General features: G+C 40.7%; 11 protein-coding genes. 5 read left to right on the top strand and 6 right to left on the bottom strand.

All coding sequences use genetic code 11. The features are described 5' to 3' along the window. The first annotated feature begins 188 nt into the window (after positions 1-188). Positions 189-2,309 carry a TonB-dependent siderophore receptor gene (locus tag L2735_RS03340; RefSeq protein ID WP_248983351.1) on the top strand — a complete coding sequence of 707 codons (2,121 nt, stop codon included), beginning with the start codon at positions 189-191 and terminating at the stop codon, positions 2,307-2,309. Positions 2,310-3,189: 880 nt separating this feature from the next. Here L2735_RS03340 and L2735_RS03335 read toward each other — a convergent pair. Together L2735_RS03335 and L2735_RS03330 are read right to left on the bottom strand one after the other, a co-directional pair. Further along, on the bottom strand, positions 3,190-4,443 hold the full coding sequence (locus tag L2735_RS03335; RefSeq protein ID WP_248983350.1) for a GlyGly-CTERM sorting domain-containing protein: 1,254 nt from the start codon (positions 4,441-4,443) through the stop codon (positions 3,190-3,192). A gap of 473 nt (positions 4,444-4,916) precedes the next feature. After that, a complete protein-coding gene (locus tag L2735_RS03330) occupies positions 4,917-6,497 on the bottom strand; it encodes an isocitrate lyase (RefSeq protein WP_248983349.1) in 1,581 nt (526 codons plus the stop codon). Between the two features lie 110 nt (positions 6,498-6,607). On the opposite strand from L2735_RS03330, the gene L2735_RS03325 reads away from it, so the two are divergent. The 3 genes from L2735_RS03325 to L2735_RS03315 all read left to right on the top strand — a co-directional run bounded on the left by L2735_RS03325 (position 6,608) and on the right by L2735_RS03315 (position 10,644). Beyond that, entirely contained in the window at positions 6,608-7,558 is a 951-nt protein-coding gene (locus tag L2735_RS03325) for a LysR family transcriptional regulator (RefSeq protein WP_248983348.1), read from the top strand. A 250-nt stretch (positions 7,559-7,808) separates the two neighbouring features. Continuing rightward, the gene (locus L2735_RS03320; protein ID WP_248983347.1) at positions 7,809-9,986 is read left to right on the top strand and encodes a malate synthase G; all 2,178 of its coding nucleotides are present in this window, start codon (positions 7,809-7,811) and stop codon (positions 9,984-9,986) included. Positions 9,987-10,218: 232 nt separating this feature from the next. Further along, entirely contained in the window at positions 10,219-10,644 is a 426-nt protein-coding gene (locus tag L2735_RS03315) for a CBS domain-containing protein (protein ID WP_248983346.1), read from the top strand. Between the two features lie 230 nt (positions 10,645-10,874). On the opposite strand, the gene L2735_RS03310 is transcribed toward L2735_RS03315, so the two are convergent. The 3 genes from L2735_RS03310 to L2735_RS03300 form a co-directional block, all read right to left on the bottom strand. Then, positions 10,875-12,410, bottom strand: a complete 1,536-nt coding sequence (locus L2735_RS03310; protein WP_248983345.1) for a DUF3360 family protein — start codon at positions 12,408-12,410, stop codon at positions 10,875-10,877. Between the two features lie 422 nt (positions 12,411-12,832). Then, on the bottom strand, positions 12,833-13,810 hold the full coding sequence (locus tag L2735_RS03305) for a methylenetetrahydrofolate reductase (RefSeq protein ID WP_248983344.1): 978 nt from the start codon (positions 13,808-13,810) through the stop codon (positions 12,833-12,835). 327 nt (positions 13,811-14,137) lie between these two features. Next, on the bottom strand, positions 14,138-15,295 hold the full coding sequence (locus tag L2735_RS03300; RefSeq protein WP_248983343.1) for a cupin domain-containing protein: 1,158 nt from the start codon (positions 15,293-15,295) through the stop codon (positions 14,138-14,140). A 515-nt stretch (positions 15,296-15,810) separates the two neighbouring features. Here L2735_RS03300 and L2735_RS03295 point away from each other — a divergent pair. Beyond that, positions 15,811-17,730, top strand: a complete 1,920-nt coding sequence (locus tag L2735_RS03295; RefSeq protein ID WP_248983342.1) for a methyl-accepting chemotaxis protein — start codon at positions 15,811-15,813, stop codon at positions 17,728-17,730. 78 nt (positions 17,731-17,808) lie between these two features. Here L2735_RS03295 and L2735_RS03290 read toward each other — a convergent pair whose 3' ends face one another. Beyond that, positions 17,809-18,255 (bottom strand): hypothetical protein, encoded by a 447-nt coding sequence (locus L2735_RS03290; RefSeq protein ID WP_248983341.1) that lies wholly within the window; start codon positions 18,253-18,255, stop codon positions 17,809-17,811. Positions 18,256-18,525: the final 270 nt, after the last annotated feature.

Genomic DNA, 18,525 nt, shown 5'->3' with positions numbered 1-18,525 from the left:
AAGCGTTTTAATCGAAACGAGTAGATGACCGCCTAGTCACCTAAGCAAAACTCGCAGCCAAAACAACCTTGAAAGATCAACAGGCCCTAATATCGTTCATGTTATTTTTTAATAGTTATTTTGACTGTAGTAAATGATACGTTGTAACATAGCGCCAAGTTTAAAATTCATTCTTAGAGAATAAGCACGTGAAGAAGTACTTTCTATGTTCAGCAATTGTTATCTCAAATGGTGCGATGGCAAAGGATAACAATCAAATATCAGAAGCACATGAAGATATTGAGCGCATTGAAGTCAACCGATTATGGCAGCCTTATCGTGGTAACGTGCCATTGATAGATACCCCGCAAGCAGTTGATAGAATTAATGGGGATACTATCAAAAACGAGGGGATTACGCGCTTTATGGACGCCTTGGATTTTTCACCCAGTATCGTAAGGCAAAACAATTCTGGTGGCATGTTTGATAGTTTTGCTATTCGCGGCTTTTCAGGGGACGAAAATAACCCAACAGGTTACTTAGTTAACGGCTTTAACTCTCGTGGGTACAACGGTAATCGCAATACTGCCAATATAGAAACAATTGAAGTGATGAAAGGGCCAGGTTCTGCGCTGTATGGACAAGGCGAACCAGGTGGTACGGTTAATATCATCACCAAAAAACCTCAATTTGAAGAGCAAGGTTATATTCAGGGAACCTTAGGCAACTTTGATACCAAACAAGTTGAGTTTGACCACACTAAGGGGATCAGCGACAACGTTGCTTATCGCATCAATGGCTTTTATGAAGATTCTGATACATTTCGTGATCATGTCGATGTTGAAAGCCTTAATCTAAGTCCATCGTTATTATGGAACATTTCTGATCGCACCAGCATAAGCTATGAAATGGAAATTCTTAATCAGAAGAAACCGTTAGATCGTGGTGTGTATATTTTAGATAATGATTTTGATTCTGTAGATACATCAGCTTTTTATGGTGATACTCGAGACGGCGCGCATACTGTTGAGGCGCTAGGTCATCAATTATTATTAAACCATCAGCTCAATGATAACTGGCACTTTTTAACTGGCTTAGCTTACCGCGACTCATCATTTAAAGGGCAATCTTCAGATGCTGAACTTTCTAAAAGTCGCCAGTTTATTTATGAAAACCCAGATCTATTATCAAGACAACGAAGAGAGCGTGATTATCAAGCCGAAGATTTTTCTGCCCGTTTTGAAATCAGTGGTGACGTAACACTAGGCGGCGTTAAAAATAACCTATTGGTCGGTGTAGATTACTATAACTACCAATTAGATACAGATTACCGCGTATGGAGAACAGCTTGGAATCCAAACGGTCCTACCGATCCAACCTATGCTATAGATCCAAATAACCCTGACTACACCATGGATCAGCCAGAGGCATTGCCAACTACACTTACATCTGAAGAGCAAGAAGGGCTAGGGTTATATGCTCAAGACTTGATTGAACTGACAGCTAGAGCCAAGCTTTTAGTTGGTTTTAGGGTTGATCAATTCAATCAAAAAATATTCAATAAACTTGATAATGAGTTACAAGAGCAAGAGCATACCGAGGTATCTTCTCGTTTTGGTTTTGTCTATGAGCTGAATGATAATATCAATTTGTACACCAGTTATGCTGAAGGTTTCAGGCCTAATCCTGGACTTGATTCAGACAGAAATGCATTCGACCCAGAGACCACTAAATCATTCGAGGTTGGTCTTAAATGGCAAAATGTTGCTGATCGGTTCTCGGGAAGTCTAGCGCTTTTTGATGCCAGTAAAACCAATATGTTAACTGCAGAACCAGATACAGGATTGTCAGCGACCTTAGGTGAAGTTGAAAGTCAGGGGATTGAGTTTCAGATGACCACTTTACTGACCGATGATACTAGCCTTGATATAGCGTATGCCTATACTGATGCTAAAACGGCAAAAGACTCAGTTGATAATGATTGGGACGTGCCAATTCCAAAAGGTTCAAGCTTGATAAATGTTGCTGAGCATGTAGGTCATATTTCATTAAGACACTACACTGACATCATGGGTAAAGAAGCTTACTTCGGTGCTACAGTTAATTACGTGGGAGATCGTCTCGGTGAGACAACCGATCCTGATTATATTTTGCCAGCTTATACCTTAGTGAACTTGTCTGCTGCGGTAAATCTAACTAGCAGGTTTAGTGTGATGGTAGATGTGAATAACTTATTTGATGAGCAATACTTTGAAAGCTCATACCATAAGTTATGGACGATGCCAGGTGAGCCGCTGAATTTTACTGCGAGTGTTAAGTATCAGTTCTAACTTATAGGTTAAGTAGCTACTTAACCTCAGTAAGACTGCATCAGCCGCTACTTTTTGCTACTCATTGACACCAGTCAACTCCGTGGCAAAAGCAGCGGCTTTTTTGTCTTACTATCGGCAGTAACGCTACTTGGGCTAGTTGGAAATCGCCAGCAACGCAATTATGATTTAACTGCAACTCAACTCCGCGGTGAAAACCTTAAGCTTCATTGTCTTATCATCGCCTGTGACGCAATTGCAGTGATTTATTAATCTAAGTAATACAGCAGTAACGCTACTTGGGCTAGTTGGAAATCGCCAGCGGCGCAATTATGATTTAACTGCAACTTACCTCTCCCTCAGTAATACACCATCAGCCGCTACTTTTTGCATAGCTCGAAACAAGGAGTTTGGCATCAGTCAACTCAGTGGGCAAAAGTAGCGGCTTTTTTGTCTTACTATCGGCAGTAACACTACTCGGGCTAATTGGATAGTCTCCAGCGGCGTAATTATGGTTTAGCTGCAATTTAGCCTCAGTAATACTTCATCAGCCGCTACTTTTTGCATGGTTCGAAACAATGAGTTTGATACCAGTCAACTCCGTGGCAAAAAGCAGCGGCTTTTTTGTCGTACTATCGGTAGTAACGCTACTTGGGCTAATTGAATAATCACCAGCGATGTATTGGTAGGTGTTTAGTTAATTGCTGAGCTTTGAGCAAAAATTAGTGAGGTTTGGTGGTTGTTTAGATACAAAGCGTTTAGGAAAAGCTTCACTGAAGCTTATATGGCAAGGGTGGCTTACGTTGCAAACCACCCTTGAAGGTGACGAGTTAATATAGTTCTTGAGTCTAACTTATGATCAAGATACGACTATATAACGCCTTTTTTATGTAGTTAAGTGCTACTTTCTGAACACTCTAATGAAGCCAAGAGCGAGTAATGATAACCAACCTAGAGAACCGCCTGAATCGCTGCTGCCTTTGTTGTTATCTTCGTTATTGTCACCATTATCGCCGTCACCACCTTCGCTACCTTCGTCGGTATCGTCAGTTTCTTCACTAGGCTTAATTTCAATCGTTGAATCACTGTTTGCAGTAACGAGATCACCGAATCTAATACCAAACTCGAATGTCTTACTTGTATCGATACCACGCTCAAATAAGTCAACGTCAACAGCGAGTTCGCTGACACCTGCATCGAAGTCGATACGGGTAAGAACAGGCTCGTAGTTATCGCTTGTTGCTGTAATGTCTTTAGTGTAAACCTCGATACTTGTGCGCTCTGTAAGGAAAGCAGGAGTACCGTTTTCATCGGTTAATGTCACAGTGAATTCAGCAACACCGTCTGTCTCAAAAAATGACGTTTCACTGGTCAATGTCGCATTGGCTAGTACAGGTGAGGTAGGTCGAATATTTCCAAGATAACGTCGAGGGCCATTGTTAGTTACATCACCTTTATAGATACGATTTTTAGCAAGGGTTGCTGCATCGTGAGCGTAAAAGTAATGATCAAAGATTTGCTCAGGCACAACGGCAGGGCACATAACACCACATAACTCACCGATCTCATCGTCATCGGGGTGCGACAATCCTGCTAAATGACCTACTTCGTGGGTTGTGAGTGTCCCTTTACGGAAACGATCTTGAGGGTAAGAGACAACTGTCACTCTTTCGCCAGCCCCCCAACCTGCATGGAGTTCATCGTCAGAATGGAGGTTTACGTAATACACGATAATGTCAGCATTATATTTGTCACGTAGTGCTAAAAACTCCATTTGTTCATCAGACATTTCTGATAAATCCCAGCCTAGCTCGCTCAATACAAGTGGTGTATTCAACTCGAAATTGAGGTCGAATAGAAACTCCTTTGCCATGTCTTCATAATGAGGTGCGTACAGTGTCTCAACACCTCGCAAACGAAATGTAATATCAAGATCGTGTTCACCATAATGCGCATCGGCACGACTGAATGCTTCGTTAAGCACGGCAGTTGTTTCGAATGCCTGCTTAGTTACTTCTTCACGACCATATGTATCAATAACAGCTTGCGATGCCACGAATAGAATGTCGGTTTCAAGTCTTTCTGCTGAGGCAGTTGTGCTAAATGCGGCAGTGATAATTGATGCCGCAAAAAAAAATCGTTTCATGTTACTCATAATTTGTAAATCCCTTTACTTTGAATTGTTTTATAATTGTTTTTTATATGTGATAACAACCGGATAGTACACCATCTCCCTTATTAAATAAAATAGGTTTAGCGTGTTTTTTGCCAATTAGCTCAGGAGTTGGGAAGTAGAAAAGTTGAGGCCCCCTGTGATATATGAGGCAAAATGATCAATGACTAACTTATTTCAATTGCAATAGGTGATGACTTAGATGTCAGCCCCACAGGGCTGATTTTATAGGCTTATATATGCTCTGAGTGATAGAAGGGTAAATAAGTGGTACTGCTGTATTTGTGAAAGTCGGAAAATTTTGAACATAGACTTTTGGCTTGGTATATCAAAAAATCAAAAAAAGCCTACGAACTCGTAGGCTTTTAGCTTTGATTGCTAGCTTTAGTTTAGCTATCAGTTTTAATTGTATTTGTTAGTCATTGTCAGTGCTGTGACTAAACGATTTTGACAAATTAAAACTGGTTCATCGTGTTGTCTTTACCTGATGCTTTCAGAGCTTGGTCGCCTGAGAAGTATTCTTTATGCGCATCACCCATATCAGAACCTGCCATGTTTTGATGTTTAACACAGGCGATACCTTGACGGATTTCCTTACGTTGAACATTAGCAACATAACCCAGCATACCTTGGTCACCGAAGTACTCTTTAGCCAAGTTATCAGTTGATAGCGCGGCAGTATGGTAAGTCGGTAGTGTAATAAGGTGATGGAAGATACCCGCTTCACGAGCAGCATCTGCTTGGAAGGTACGGATTTTTTCATCAGCTTGAACAGCTAATTCTGTCGTATCGTAATCAACACTCATTAGTTGGTCACGGTTATAAGCTGACACGTCTTGTCCTGCTTCTTGCATTGCATCAAATACTTGCTGACGGAAGTTAAGCGTCCAGTTAAACGATGGCGAGTTGTTGTAAACAAGCTTGGCATTCGGTATGACTTTACGGATTTCGTTCACCATGCCGCCGATTTGAGATACATGTGGTTTTTCAGTTTCAATCCACAATAAATCAGCGCCATTTTGCAGTGAAGTAATACAGTCAAGCACACAACGTTCTTCACCAGTACCTGCGCGGAACTTAAATAAACCATTAGGTAGACGAGCAGGTTTTACAAGTTGTCCATCTTGCTGGAATACCACATCACCGTTTTGAAGTTTTGCAGCATCAACCGCTTCAACTTCTAGGAATGAGTTGTATTGATCACCTAAATCGCCAGCTTCATTGGTCACTGCAATCTTTTGAGTAAGACCTGCACCTAATGAATCGGTACGTGCAACGATAACACCGTCATCAATTCCAAGTTCTAGGAAGGCATAACGAACAGCGTTGATTTTTGCTAAGAACTCAACATGTGGCACGGTCACTTTACCGTCTTGGTGTCCACATTGTTTAACGTCAGATACTTGGTTTTCTAATTGGATACAACAAGCACCTGCTTCAATCATTTGTTTTGCCATCAAGTAAGTGGCTTCTTCGTTACCAAAACCTGCATCGATATCGGCAATAATCGGTACAACGTGGGTTTCGAAGTTATCAATCTTATCTTGAATCGCAGCTTTGTCAGCTTCAGCAGCAGTATCTAATTCGCGGAATAAGCCACCAAGTTCACGGGCATCAGCTTGACGTAAAAAGGTGTATAGCTCTTTAATCAGTGAAGCTACAGAGGTCTTTTCATGCATTGATTGGTCAGGTAATGGACCAAACTCACTACGCAGTGCTGCCACCATCCAACCTGAAAGGTAAAGGTAGCGACGCTTAGTGGTTAATAGATGCTTCTTAATAGAAATCATTTTTTGTTGGCCGATAAAACCATGCCAGCAACCTAAAGACTGAGTGTACTGCGACGAGTCTTTATCGTAGTTATCCATGTCTTCACGCATAATCTTAGCAGTGTACTTTGCGATGTCTAACCCAGTTTGAAAGCGATTCTGTAGACGCATACGAGCGACTGATTCTGGGTTGATGGCATTCCATGCACTACCTTCTGAGTTAATCAAGGTAGCAGCTTCATCGATATTACTTCTGTAGTTAGTCATGTGTATATCCCTTTAACAAATAGATTAGCGGCGATTGATTACGTTGAAAATAATAGTTAGATTTGGTTAAATAAGTCTAATTTATAGTTACTATTTTCGGTATTCATCATATGAATGTATCTCGTATCGACTTGAACCTACTTGTTTATTTAGATGTTTTACTGCGTGAAAGAAATGTTACTAAGGCTGCTGATCAACTCGGGATCAGCCAACCTGCAATGAGTAATGGCCTAAAGCGCTTAAGAACTTTGTTTGATGATCCATTGCTGATCAGAACCAGCCAGGGAATGACGCCGACAGAACGCGCGCAAGAATTACAACCCACAATTAGTGAATTGATTATCGGATTGGAAAAAGCCGTACAGCCACGCGCCAAATTTAATGCACTAGAAAGTGAAAAAGTCTTCCGTGTGATGGCAAGTGATTATGCTGAAGCGACGTTAATTCCACCGCTAATTGCAAAACTTCGTACTGAAGCGCCCAACATCATTTTAGATATCATGACCCCAAGTGACGTGAGTTTCCCTGATGTAGAACAAGGAAGAGTCGATATGGTCATCAACCGTTTTGACAGTATTCCGCAATCATTTCATCAAAAGGTTTTGTGGAGTGATGATTTTAGTTGTTTGATTAGTAAGACTAATCCTGTTCTGGATAAGTTCTCCTTGGACAGTTACTTGAAAGCCAAACATGTATGGGTGAGTAAAACAGGTATGGGCGTTGGCGTGGGGATGGACCCTGATGATGTGCAGCGTTTAGGTTGGGTGGATGAAGCCTTAACTCGAATAGGCGTAAAACGCCAAATCACTGTTTTTACCCGTCACTATCAGGCGGCCTGTTTGTTGGCTGAGCAACAAGATTTGATCGCAACCATACCAAGTAAGATGGCCCGTCAGCATGAAAATAATGATCGTGTCAGTATCGTTCCGCCGCCATTTATCATTCAACCTATTGCACTGACTATGGCTTGGAGTCCTTTGCTGCAGCATAACCCTGCCCATAAATGGATGCGTCAATTGATCACCAAAACCGCTGATGAGATAAATAGAGGAAGCAGTTAACCTTGGTATTACTGTGATTTTTAATTACCAATATGTAGTAAATTAACCAAAAAACGTCAATTCTCCATATCTTTGGTGAATACTGGTGATAATAACTATAAATTGGCTAAATGAACTTGGTTTGATATAGAGTAAAGTCTTGCTGCGAGTTAACTGTTATTAGTTAGATGTAGACAGTGAAAGGGTTTAGGCCTGCAATTGGGTCTTGGTACTACGGTTAACGCACTGGAATTAAGGGTAGGGATAGTAAATGACAGCACGTATTAAAGTGGGTGGCTTACAAATAGCTGAAGAATTGTGGCAATTGGTGGATAGTGAGATTTGCCCTGAAACAGGAATTAATTCTGCGGATTTTTGGGCTAAATTTGAAGATATCGTTAACCAGTTTTCCCCTGTAAATGTAAAGCTGTTAGAAAAAAGAGAGCTGCTTCAACAGCAAATTGACCAATGGCATATTGACCATCCTGCTAAAGCTCCAAACCCTGCACAATACAAAGCCTTTCTCACTGAAATAGGTTACCTCGTTCCCGAGGGCGACCCTTTTGAAGTTAGCACTGAAAATGTTGACCATGAAATTGCCGCGCAAGCTGGACCGCAACTTGTGGTGCCAGTTAAAAATGCCCGCTTTGCACTAAACGCCGCCAATGCCCGTTGGGGCAGCTTATATGATGCGCTCTATGGCACCGATGCTATATCAGAAGAGGGCGGCGCTGAGCTCACAAAACAGTACAACCCAGTTCGCGGCGCTAAAGTCATCGCGTTTGCCAAACAACACTTAGATAACGCAGCGCCATTAGTGACAGGGAGTCATGCTGATGCTGATAGTTACTCCATAGAAGCAGGCTTATTACAAGTGCAGTTAGCCAGTGGTGAGATTACCACCTTAGCCGAAACTGAAAAGTTTGTTGGTTACCAAGGCCAAACTGATAAGCCAAGTGCGATTTTACTGGTTAATAATGGCCTGCATATCGAAATTCAAATTGATCCAAACAGTGTCGTCGGTGCCAGTGACAGCGCAGGAGTCAAAGACCTATTAGTTGAAGCTGCTGTTACTACCATTATGGACTGTGAAGATTCTGTGGCTGCGGTAGATGCTGAAGATAAAGTGGAAGTTTATCGAAATTGGTTAGGCTTAATGCAAGGCAACTTATCGGCTTCACTCAGTAAAGGTGGCAAACAAATCGTTAGAGAATTGAATGACGATCGTGTTTATAGTGCACCGAATAGTGCTGATAAACCGGTGACTTTACCCGGTCGAAGTTTACTGTTTGTCCGTAATGTCGGTCACTTGATGACGATTAACGCTGTATTAGATAAAGACGGCAGTGAAGTGCCAGAAGGAATACTCGATGGCATGATCACTGTGCTTGCGGCGATGCATGATTTAAAAGGCAACAATAATGGCCGCAGCAATAGCCGAACAGGCTCAGTAAATATTGTAAAACCTAAGATGCATGGGCCAGAAGAAGTCCAGTTTACCTGTGACTTATTTACAGCAATAGAAGATGCACTGAAGCTCCCTAGAAATACCATTAAAGTGGGTATTATGGATGAAGAACGCAGAACCACATTAAACTTGAAAGAGTGTATAAGAGTCGCCCAAGAGCGTGTGGTATTTATTAATACTGGTTTTCTTGACCGCACGGGAGATGAACTGCATACCTCAATGTTAGCAGGTGCGTTTGTGCCAAAGTCGGTAATGAAACAGCAGAAATGGATTGGCGCTTACGAAGATTGGAATGTCGATATTGGGCTTGAATGTGGCTTACAAGGACGAGCGCAAATCGGTAAAGGTATGTGGCCTATGCCTGATGAGATGGCGGCGATGCTTGAGCAAAAAATCACTCACCCTAAAGCAGGTGCTAATACTGCATGGGTACCATCACCAAATGGCGCGGTACTTCACTCAACCCATTATCATCAAATCAATGTGCGCGATGTTCAGCAACAGATTAAGCAACGTAAGCGTGCTAGCATCGACGACTTGCTGACGATTCCGTTACTTGAAGAAGGAACAAATCTTACACATGAGCAAATTACCTTTGAATTAGAGAATAACGCCCAAGGTATTTTAGGTTACGTTGTGCGCTGGATTAACCAAGGCGTTGGCTGTTCAAAGGTGCCAGACATCAATAATGTTGGATTAATGGAAGACCGGGCGACCTTAAGAATTTCGTCGCAATATTTAACTAACTGGCTTGAACATGGTTTATGCAGCGAAGAAGAGGTATTAGCTGCACTGAAAAAGATGGCTGCAGTGGTTGATACTCAAAATGCTGGCGATGCTGAATACATTAATATGGCTCCTAGCTTTGACGGCATAGCCTTTAAAGCCGCGTGTGATTTAATTTTTAAAGGTAAAGCTCAGCCCTCTGGTTATACTGAGCCTTTATTGCATGCTTATAGAATCCAAGCCAAAGCGAGTTAATACACGCTTAGTTAATATAAGCTAATTGATATAAGCCTAGTTAATATAAGCCAAGTTAATTTAAGCATCATATTACTGTTTACATTGCACAAAACTTAAGCTCTAACCAATATGGTTAGGGCTTTTTTGTTAGCAAGCTTTTAATGAACCGCTCGCTAAATTGCTAGCCATTAATCTAGAGTTTGGCTAATGTGGGGGAATTATTAGGAGTAATTAATAAAGGAATATTAAGATGAAAGTGCTCGATATTATGACTCAAAACCCCGTTTGTATTAGCGATGAAGCGAGCTTAAAAGATGCTCATCAATTAATGCAAAGCCGAAATGTCCGTCACCTTCCGGTTATTTCTGAAACAGACGGTCAACTGATTGGAATGTTGACCCATAAAAAGATGATCGCCAGTGTGCTATCCATGCTCAATAAGTATGGACAAGGGGCGTTAGATAGAAAAGAGCGCTACACACCTATTGCAGAGGTTATGGAAACCCAAGTACAAAAGTTAGGCTTAGATGAGCCATTAACGATTGTCGTGCAGTACTTTATTGAGAATAAGCTAGGTTGCTTACCTGTGGTTGATGAGCAAAACAAAGTACTAGGGATTGTCACCTCATCAGATTTTGTCAAACTTTGTCAGCGATTGCTGCTAAAGCATAATTAAACCTAGTATTCCTTTTAAGTCGCAGTCTGCAGTTAATAGGCTTTGGTTAAAGTCACAGGGTTTATAATCACTATGCTTATAATCACTATGCTTATAGTCACTTTCTTTAGAAGTGAAACCTTTGAGATTTTACACTAGCGATTAAAAAATGATTCAACGAATAATATCGTTGAATCATTTTTGTATGTGCAGATAAAACTTAAAGTGCACAATCCATAGCTAATTAGTGATCATTTCAATCCCGAAATTAGTGGCGGTATACCCGGTAAAATCCCCACTGCTGCCATGACCCCTGTTAACACCACAAACATAATACTTGGCACTATCCAGCGGTTCATTTTCGTGAGTTTTGAGCTGCGCTCTTTACAGCCGATTAAGCCTAAATTATCTAGTAACATAGTCAATGACCAGCCAAATGCAGGGTTCACTAATACCGATGAAAACACCACAATCGCAGCTGATTGCGTGGTTTTTCCTTCGCGAGTCATTTCCATGCCAGCTTCAAGTAATGGAATGAATACGCCGACGACTAATGCCACACACAGTACTGGCTCCCAAATGGCTAAATCCATCGGATATCCCCAAAGTGCGGCGATAACACAAAACAGTGCGGTGAGTAATGCACCAGCTGGAATTGGGCGCTTTGCAATGGCGGCAGGCACAATATATGTGCCCCATGATGAGGTGAAATTTGCCCCGCCCATGATTGAACCGATAGTTTGACGAATTGATGCCGTGGTCATGGTGTCGTCAATGTTCATGTGCACTTTTTCAGTACGTTCTGGGTAATTAATTTTTTGAAAAACTTGATGACCTAAGAAGTCAGGTGACCACATGGCGACGGCTAAAATGGCAAATGGCAGCACGACCATAAAGCTTTCTAGTGTCGGTAAACCCAGCATCCAGCCAGTATCTTCGCCCCACCAATACATAGGGTTCATATTGGGTAAGCCAGGGTCAGTTTGAAATTCAAATGGCGCGCCCATAGCAAAGGCTAATGTGCCGCCAAGTAAACAGCTTAACGGCACCGCTAACCAACGCTTGCGCCAATGCTCCAGTAAGGCATATAAAATGATGGTACAAAAAATCACGATAAAGGCGATATGGGACATACCAATATCATTGGCCCAAGCGATCAATTTATTGACTTGGGATGCGGTGCCGACAAAGCCTAAATACAAAAGTAATCCGCCACAAACCCCTTTGCTGGTGAGGTTTGCTAGCATACTGCCACCTTTACTGATCGCGAGTATCAAGCCAAGAGCGCCGATAAGCAGACCAAATGCCATTGGGTGACCACCTGCAGCGACCACAATGGGGATCATCGGGATAAGTGGTCCGTGGGTGCCAGCGAGGTTTGCCGTTGGGAGTAAAAAACCTGAAAAAATGACGATAAAGAAGGCGGCAATGATCAGCTCATAACGCACATTTTCTAAGATAAAGCTTTCATTAAGACCAAGAGAAGTGGCAAAAGTGGTCGCAATTGCGCCCACCATCACCACTTTACCAATCGTTGCTGCCATAGCTGCAATGGAGTCTTCTGGCTCGAATCGATAATCTTTGACAGGTAAATTAGGCCGCCAGCGTTTAGGTGCCATTATTTGTAGTTCGTGTTCTAAATAGGCTTCGCGACTATCAAATGTTGAACTATGTCTATGTTGCTGCTGGTAGCTGGTTTCTTGATCCAGCTCTTTGTTTAGTTCTGGGGACTGGTTGTCTAAACAGGCACTATTTTGTTCATGCACGGTATCAGAATTACTGCTCATATTATTCCTATTGTTCACTCACTAAAAAGCGCTTAGTCGACTAAATTAGGGCTAGCTTATCTGAAGCGAGTTAACAGAGCTAACAATTAGGTCTCAGACATTAGTCGTATAACACAAATATTTAACATAAATGAAATCAATAGTTTGTGAGTGTTTTTTAAACAAATAGATTAAGGGAGGATAAGCCTTATTCGCCGCTGTCAGTTTCTTAAAGGGGTATTTTTATCTGTGAAAAGCGTCAAGTGATTTAGATGAAAACAGTCATTGTAGGAGTAGCAAAAGCGTAGGGAAGAGGTTTATTAATCAAGAGTGATTTGCAATTAGAGCGTCATTTTGTGGGGGGGTAATGCCGAGTTTGATTTCCCCGTGGTGAATTGCCACCACAGGTTTATTACAAAGGAAGCTGTTTATTACAAAGGAAGCTATTTGTTACTCTGAACAAATTGATTAATTTGATTTTGTGCTAAGGCTTGATCCATAGTGCCTTTAAGCAGTTTGTACATCAAAATTGAGGCATCAATTTCAGTTTTACGGTTGGTTAAACTTTCAATATTTAATCCTAGTGGAATATTGAGAGGAAGCACCGCCTCTAAGATTTTAAGCAGGTTACTATGGTTAATCTTAATTGACTCATACAAAGGGTCTGCCGCAGATAAAATTCGCTCGCTGGTGGCCTCGGGTACAGATACGCCCAACCAGTTGATAAACTCTAAGGTTTTAGCGCTGCCGCACGGTGAGAATGTCAGAATCACTCGGTTTGGTTTAACATTATTTTGCTCACATTCTTTTGCGTAGCTGATTAGCATATCAATCGTTGCTTCAGCGTTATAAACCGCTTGGGTGATGTAATATTCACAACCCTGATTTGATTTGTCTAACAGGCGAATATGTTCATTCTTTTTACTTAAATGACGTTCGGCAATGGCCACACCGCCAAGATAAAAGTCTTTAGAATGAGCAGCTAGTGTGCTGTAAGCATCCCTTAAAGGTAACGAGCTTGTCGCTTGTGCAGAGGGTGAGCCCACTAAGACAATATCTTTGACATTATTTTGATACCAAGCCCGTGATAACCACTCGGTAAACTGCTGCTCATTAAGCCCTGCGACACTTTTATAAGCGATAACTGGTTTACCTGATTTTTGATTAATCAGTTGTGCGTAAGTACCTGAATCGTGGGTCGCTTTAAACGGAAAAGGCCTAGGCGTGTCAGTGCGGCTGGTTTCGTCTTGAATATCGTAGATGATCAAGCCATCAAAACTAATCTCATCAAGGCGGGCTAATAACTTATCAGCGATCGTGCTCACTGATTCAAAGTCGGTATCGATTTTTGGTGGTGTCGTACCAATAAAATAAATCCCACGGTGATGATCAGATGAACGCTGTTTTAATGATTTTCTCATGTTTTAGCCGTCTAGATGGATATTAGGTTCATTGTGACCTAATTTTTGGCTGCTGTTAAGACTGTAAAACAGAAATTTATTCATACAGAAGTATTGATAGCAAAAACTGAGGTATTAACAGAGTGTAACCTTGGCGATTATCCCCATATAAATATGTAATGAGGCGGAGTTGTTTCACAATTATATAAGTGGTGGTGATAATATAAGTAACTAATTTTATTCGCTATAGTTGATATTTAAAAGGTTCATAGACTAATGCCGATGAACCTTTGTTGAATTCCTACTATTGATCTTAAAGTATATGGCTAACTTAATATTGAGCCTAAGTTATTCAATATCTTCATAATACCAGTAACCCGCATTAACCCACTGAGTGAGCTGTTCAATGAGATGCTGATCATTTAAGTAAGGGCTAAGAGCTTCAGCGGTGAGTTCTTGGGTATCACACAGTAAAGCAATGAAGGCTTCACGGTTGGTTTTAGCATCTGCCGATAGAGTAAACTGCTCACCATTGATATAAACCACGCCATCAGTTGCACTTGTTTCGAAATACAAAGTACGCAGGCCACCCAATTTTATTAGCGGTTGTTGCTTGATTTGCGCTGCAATATCAGTACTTTGAAAGCCTAAACTCTCTTCAGGTAAGTCAAGCTCGCACTTAGATTGAGTCAAATAGCGGCCGCTAAATTCGCTAACAAGCTTATCATCTAAAGTGTCAAATAGTTGCTGCTTGATGCGTGCTAAATCGCTGTTATTAATGATGCCTGAGTTATTGCTCAATGCACGATCGGGGTCGGCAATTTGTTCATTGCACAAATCTTTATCGATGATGTGGTCAGCCATAGCACTGACCATATCTTTGGCTGATGCTGTACGGTAACCCACTGAAAAACTCATTGATGGCTCAAGTGTCACGCCGTCATGAGGATAACCTGGCGGTAAATACAAAATATCGCCAGGAAGCAGTTCAACGTCAATAATAGGGTCGAATGCTTCGGTATGTAGCAGTGCTGGATGGGCGGCAAATTCTTTATGTGGCCCTAAATCGCCTACGCGCCAGCGTCGACGACCAGAACCTTGGCAGATGAATACATCATATAAATCAATATGTGGACCGACTCCGCCACCTGGTGTGGCATAACTCACCATGACGTCATCTAAACGCCAGCGTGGGATAAAATCAAAGCACTTAATCAAGTCTTCTGCTTCAGGAACCCAGTTATTCAGCGCTTGAACAATTAAGGTCCAGTCAGTTTCACCCAGTTCTTCATAAGATTCAAACGGGCCAAACTCAGCTTGCCAATCTCCATCTTGTTTAAAGACTCGGCGAGATTCAACCACATCTTCACAAGCCAGTCCTGCCATTTCTTCAGGGGATAGAAGGTCTTCAAAGTGCTTAAAACCCTGACGAATAACCAGTGGTTTCTTTTGCCAGTATTGTTCAAGAAACTGTTTTGGCGTCATACCATTTAAATCTAATTGCATGTTTATTACTCACTAAAATTTGCGGCGATCCTAACAAGTATTAGCAATCAGTAATTTGCCTGAGATCATACAATGGCGGATTAGTGAGGGATATTTATGCGCATCAATCGTTGTTTTGTCATTGTGTATATTTTATGAATTAGCTTATAACTTGTATTTCGATGGTAATAAAAGCTGAGGTTGACGATTCAAACCTAAACGGATTTAACATAAAGAAACTCGTTTAAGGGCTATTTTTCCGAAAAACAGTAGCTGTTATTAGTTTATCGTTCTAGTTTTTGGTTTAAAGTGAAATGAAAAATGTTGTTTTAACCCTCAGATTTTTTGTCTGAATATCAATCTAAATTAGTGTTTTTATCTGTTTTTTAAATTAAAAAATACAATGATTCCGAAAGGTTAGCGTTAACTGCTACTTGAAGGTGGTAGGTTGCATTTTAGGTGTTTTTACATACTGTTTTGTTATAAAGAAAGTGTTATTCTGTTGCCAATATAATTAGCTTACAGAGAAGTAGCGAATGAACCGCTTGTCAATTAAACAGCAAATTACGGTCACAGTTCTGAGTTTTATTTTACTAACATCGCTTACCATTAGTGTGTTAACTCAAGTTTCATCTCAAAATATCATTGAAGAACGTGCCATTAATACTGAGTTACCTTATTTAATTAAAAGTATTAATACTGAAATCAATAAAGAAATTGAATTAATGCGGGCCGTAGCGCTTGATCTTACCAATGATATTTTTATCGATAATTGGTTAAAAACGGATGTGCCTAGTAATGGAGAAGAGTTACTAATTAAGCACCTGCAAAAAATTGCACTTGAACATAACATTACTAGGCTGTCTTATTCTGACAGAGAAACCTTTCGCTTTTGGAACAACCTTGATGGTTTTCTTCGTGTTATGTCTCCTGAGAATGACGGATGGTACTTCGATTATAAAGATGGTGGCAATGTCGAGTCTGTCAGTATTTATACTTCTTCGAGAACCAATGACACCACGTTATATGTCAATACACAGCAGTTGAACGGCAGAGGCTTTGCTGGTGCAGGTAAATCATTCGATCGTTTAGTGAACTTGTTGAGCGAATTTAGGATCGAAGAGTCGGGTTTTGTTTATTTAATTGATGACAGTGGAAACGCGAAATTTCATAAAGACTATAAAGAATCTCAAGTTATGCCACTTGCAGATATTTATAACCCTACAACAGCGAATACATTACTAAACAATACTGAATTTAATCATACCATTGTTGAAATTGACAATGAAAAACATATAGTTGCTTCTAGTTACATTGAAAGCATGGGCTGGTACGTCATTATGCAAGTGCCCTATGATGAAGTGTTTGCAGGATTAAAAGCTTCTCAACGTGTCATTATGCTTTTGACAATAGGTGTGATCATATTCTCTATTATCGTGACCTTATTAATGACAAATAGTATTAGCCAACCGATTAATCAGTTAGCGTTATTGTTTGAAAAAATGGGAGCTGGTAAGGCTAACTTATCAACAAGATTACCTGAGAATGGTAAAAAAGAATTGGTACAGGTTGCTGTCGGATACAATGCGTTTGTGAAAAAACTTGAAGCGGTTTTTCAGCATATTTTACAAGATAGCACCAAGTTAAATCAGGTTGCTGAACAATTAAAAGTCAAAGTTGAAAGCACTACCGAAGGTATTGAGAAGAACCTTGAAAATACCTTGCATATCGCAGGAGCATTAACTGAGGTCAGTACCACAGTACAAGAAGTTGCTGGTAATGCAGCAGAAGCATCTGATGCGGCGGCGAGCATACAAGAGAATGCAACTAACGTTAAGGTTTCAATTGGCTCCGCTCAAGACGATATTACAGGTTTAGAGAATCGTATTGGTGAGGTCTCTGAGGTTGTTAGATCCCTTAGTGGTAATATTGAAACGATTGTACAAGCACTGAATGTCATCAATTCTATTTCAGAGCAAACCAACTTACTTGCTTTAAATGCTGCAATTGAGGCTGCAAGAGCAGGAGAGCATGGTCGAGGTTTTGCTGTTGTCGCTGATGAAGTGAGAGGTCTTGCTCAAAAAACAGCGCAATCGACGACAGATATTCATAATATTATGAATAACCTTCAGCAATCATCGACTATAGCGCTTACTGAGATGAGTGATATTGTTGGACAAGCTAAAGCTGCTTCAGAGTCCATGGCTGCCATTCAATCCACACAAGAAAACAATACAGCATTATATGAACGAATCGTGATGATTAGTCACTTGGTAGCAACGGCTGCAGAGGAGCAGTCAGCTATGATAAGTACAATCAATGACAGCATGTCGGATATTAAGGATAACTCTACTGATAATATGCAAAGTGTGATTGAAATTATTGATAGTAGTGCAGCCATCAATGAGGTTTCTCATTCGATAAACGAGCAGCTTACAGCTTTCAATAAAGGTTAGTTCAAGAGTCGATAAAATTTGAGTTAATTTAAACTTCAGAGTTTAAATTAACTCTTTTATCGCAATACATTATAAGGCTTATCGCACAGCGGCAATTAACCTGCCATCATCAAGTTTTTCACCCGCTTCTGCATTGTCCAGCTTTTGTCCCAGAGGGGATTGCGGAGTGATAACGACAATCTTACCGTCATCGAGTTTTATGCCTCCGCAGACTGGCATTAACCAAAAAGTCAAACCACCTTGTAAAGTGATGATTGCACCTAAGGTTATTTCATCTTCAGCGCTAAAATCACGTAAAGGTAAGGCTTTCAATTGTTTAAGCATCACATCAATATCTGCTACACGTTGCGACTGACCGTGGGCTAAATATGCAGCCTCTAAACCAATAGTGTCATATTGGGTTTCAGCGACACTTTGTTCATTAGTGGCGTCGTTATGAGCATCCTCAGCGGCGGCGAGGGCGGTTTGACGTTGCGATATCAAGATGTCTAATAAGCTTTTTAATAGCGATTCTTTTTCGGTCATAGCTTGATTACTTAAGTTTTTAATGATCTTTTAATTACACATTATTCCATTTTAACAAATTAATGATTTCATTATGAGAGGAAATCTCTTGGTTAGTACTCAAATGGCTTAAGCTTTACTGCTTTAACGGGTTGCAAACTAAAAACTATATAGTGGTTAAAAAAGGAGTTTGCTGAAAATTTGATTGAACTCTCGCTTTTCCTATAACTTTCATAAATTTGTAGCTGTAATCTGGTATTTTTTGTAGGATAAAATTAATGATTAGCTAGA

It is taken from the genome of Shewanella olleyana (genome assembly GCF_023283825.1).
Taxonomy (GTDB): domain Bacteria; phylum Pseudomonadota; class Gammaproteobacteria; order Enterobacterales; family Shewanellaceae; genus Shewanella; species Shewanella olleyana.
This window is presented reverse-complemented; position numbering and strand designations above follow the sequence as displayed.

Excerpts from the sequence above, each read along its gene's own strand:
- L2735_RS03335 (WP_248983350.1), bottom strand. The coding sequence starts at position 4,443 with ATGAGTAACATGAAACGATTTTTTTTTGCGGCATCAATTATCACTGCC.
- L2735_RS03330 (WP_248983349.1), bottom strand. The coding sequence starts at position 6,497 with ATGACTAACTACAGAAGTAATATCGATGAAGCTGCTACCTTGATTAAC.
- L2735_RS03325 (WP_248983348.1), top strand. The coding sequence starts at position 6,608 with ATGAATGTATCTCGTATCGACTTGAACCTACTTGTTTATTTAGATGTT.
- L2735_RS03320 (WP_248983347.1), top strand. The coding sequence starts at position 7,809 with ATGACAGCACGTATTAAAGTGGGTGGCTTACAAATAGCTGAAGAATTG.
- L2735_RS03315 (WP_248983346.1), top strand. The coding sequence starts at position 10,219 with ATGAAAGTGCTCGATATTATGACTCAAAACCCCGTTTGTATTAGCGAT.
- L2735_RS03310 (WP_248983345.1), bottom strand. The coding sequence starts at position 12,410 with ATGAGCAGTAATTCTGATACCGTGCATGAACAAAATAGTGCCTGTTTA.
- L2735_RS03305 (WP_248983344.1), bottom strand. The coding sequence starts at position 13,810 with ATGAGAAAATCATTAAAACAGCGTTCATCTGATCATCACCGTGGGATT.
- L2735_RS03300 (WP_248983343.1), bottom strand. The coding sequence starts at position 15,295 with ATGCAATTAGATTTAAATGGTATGACGCCAAAACAGTTTCTTGAACAA.
- L2735_RS03295 (WP_248983342.1), top strand. The coding sequence starts at position 15,811 with ATGAACCGCTTGTCAATTAAACAGCAAATTACGGTCACAGTTCTGAGT.
- L2735_RS03290 (WP_248983341.1), bottom strand. The coding sequence starts at position 18,255 with ATGACCGAAAAAGAATCGCTATTAAAAAGCTTATTAGACATCTTGATA.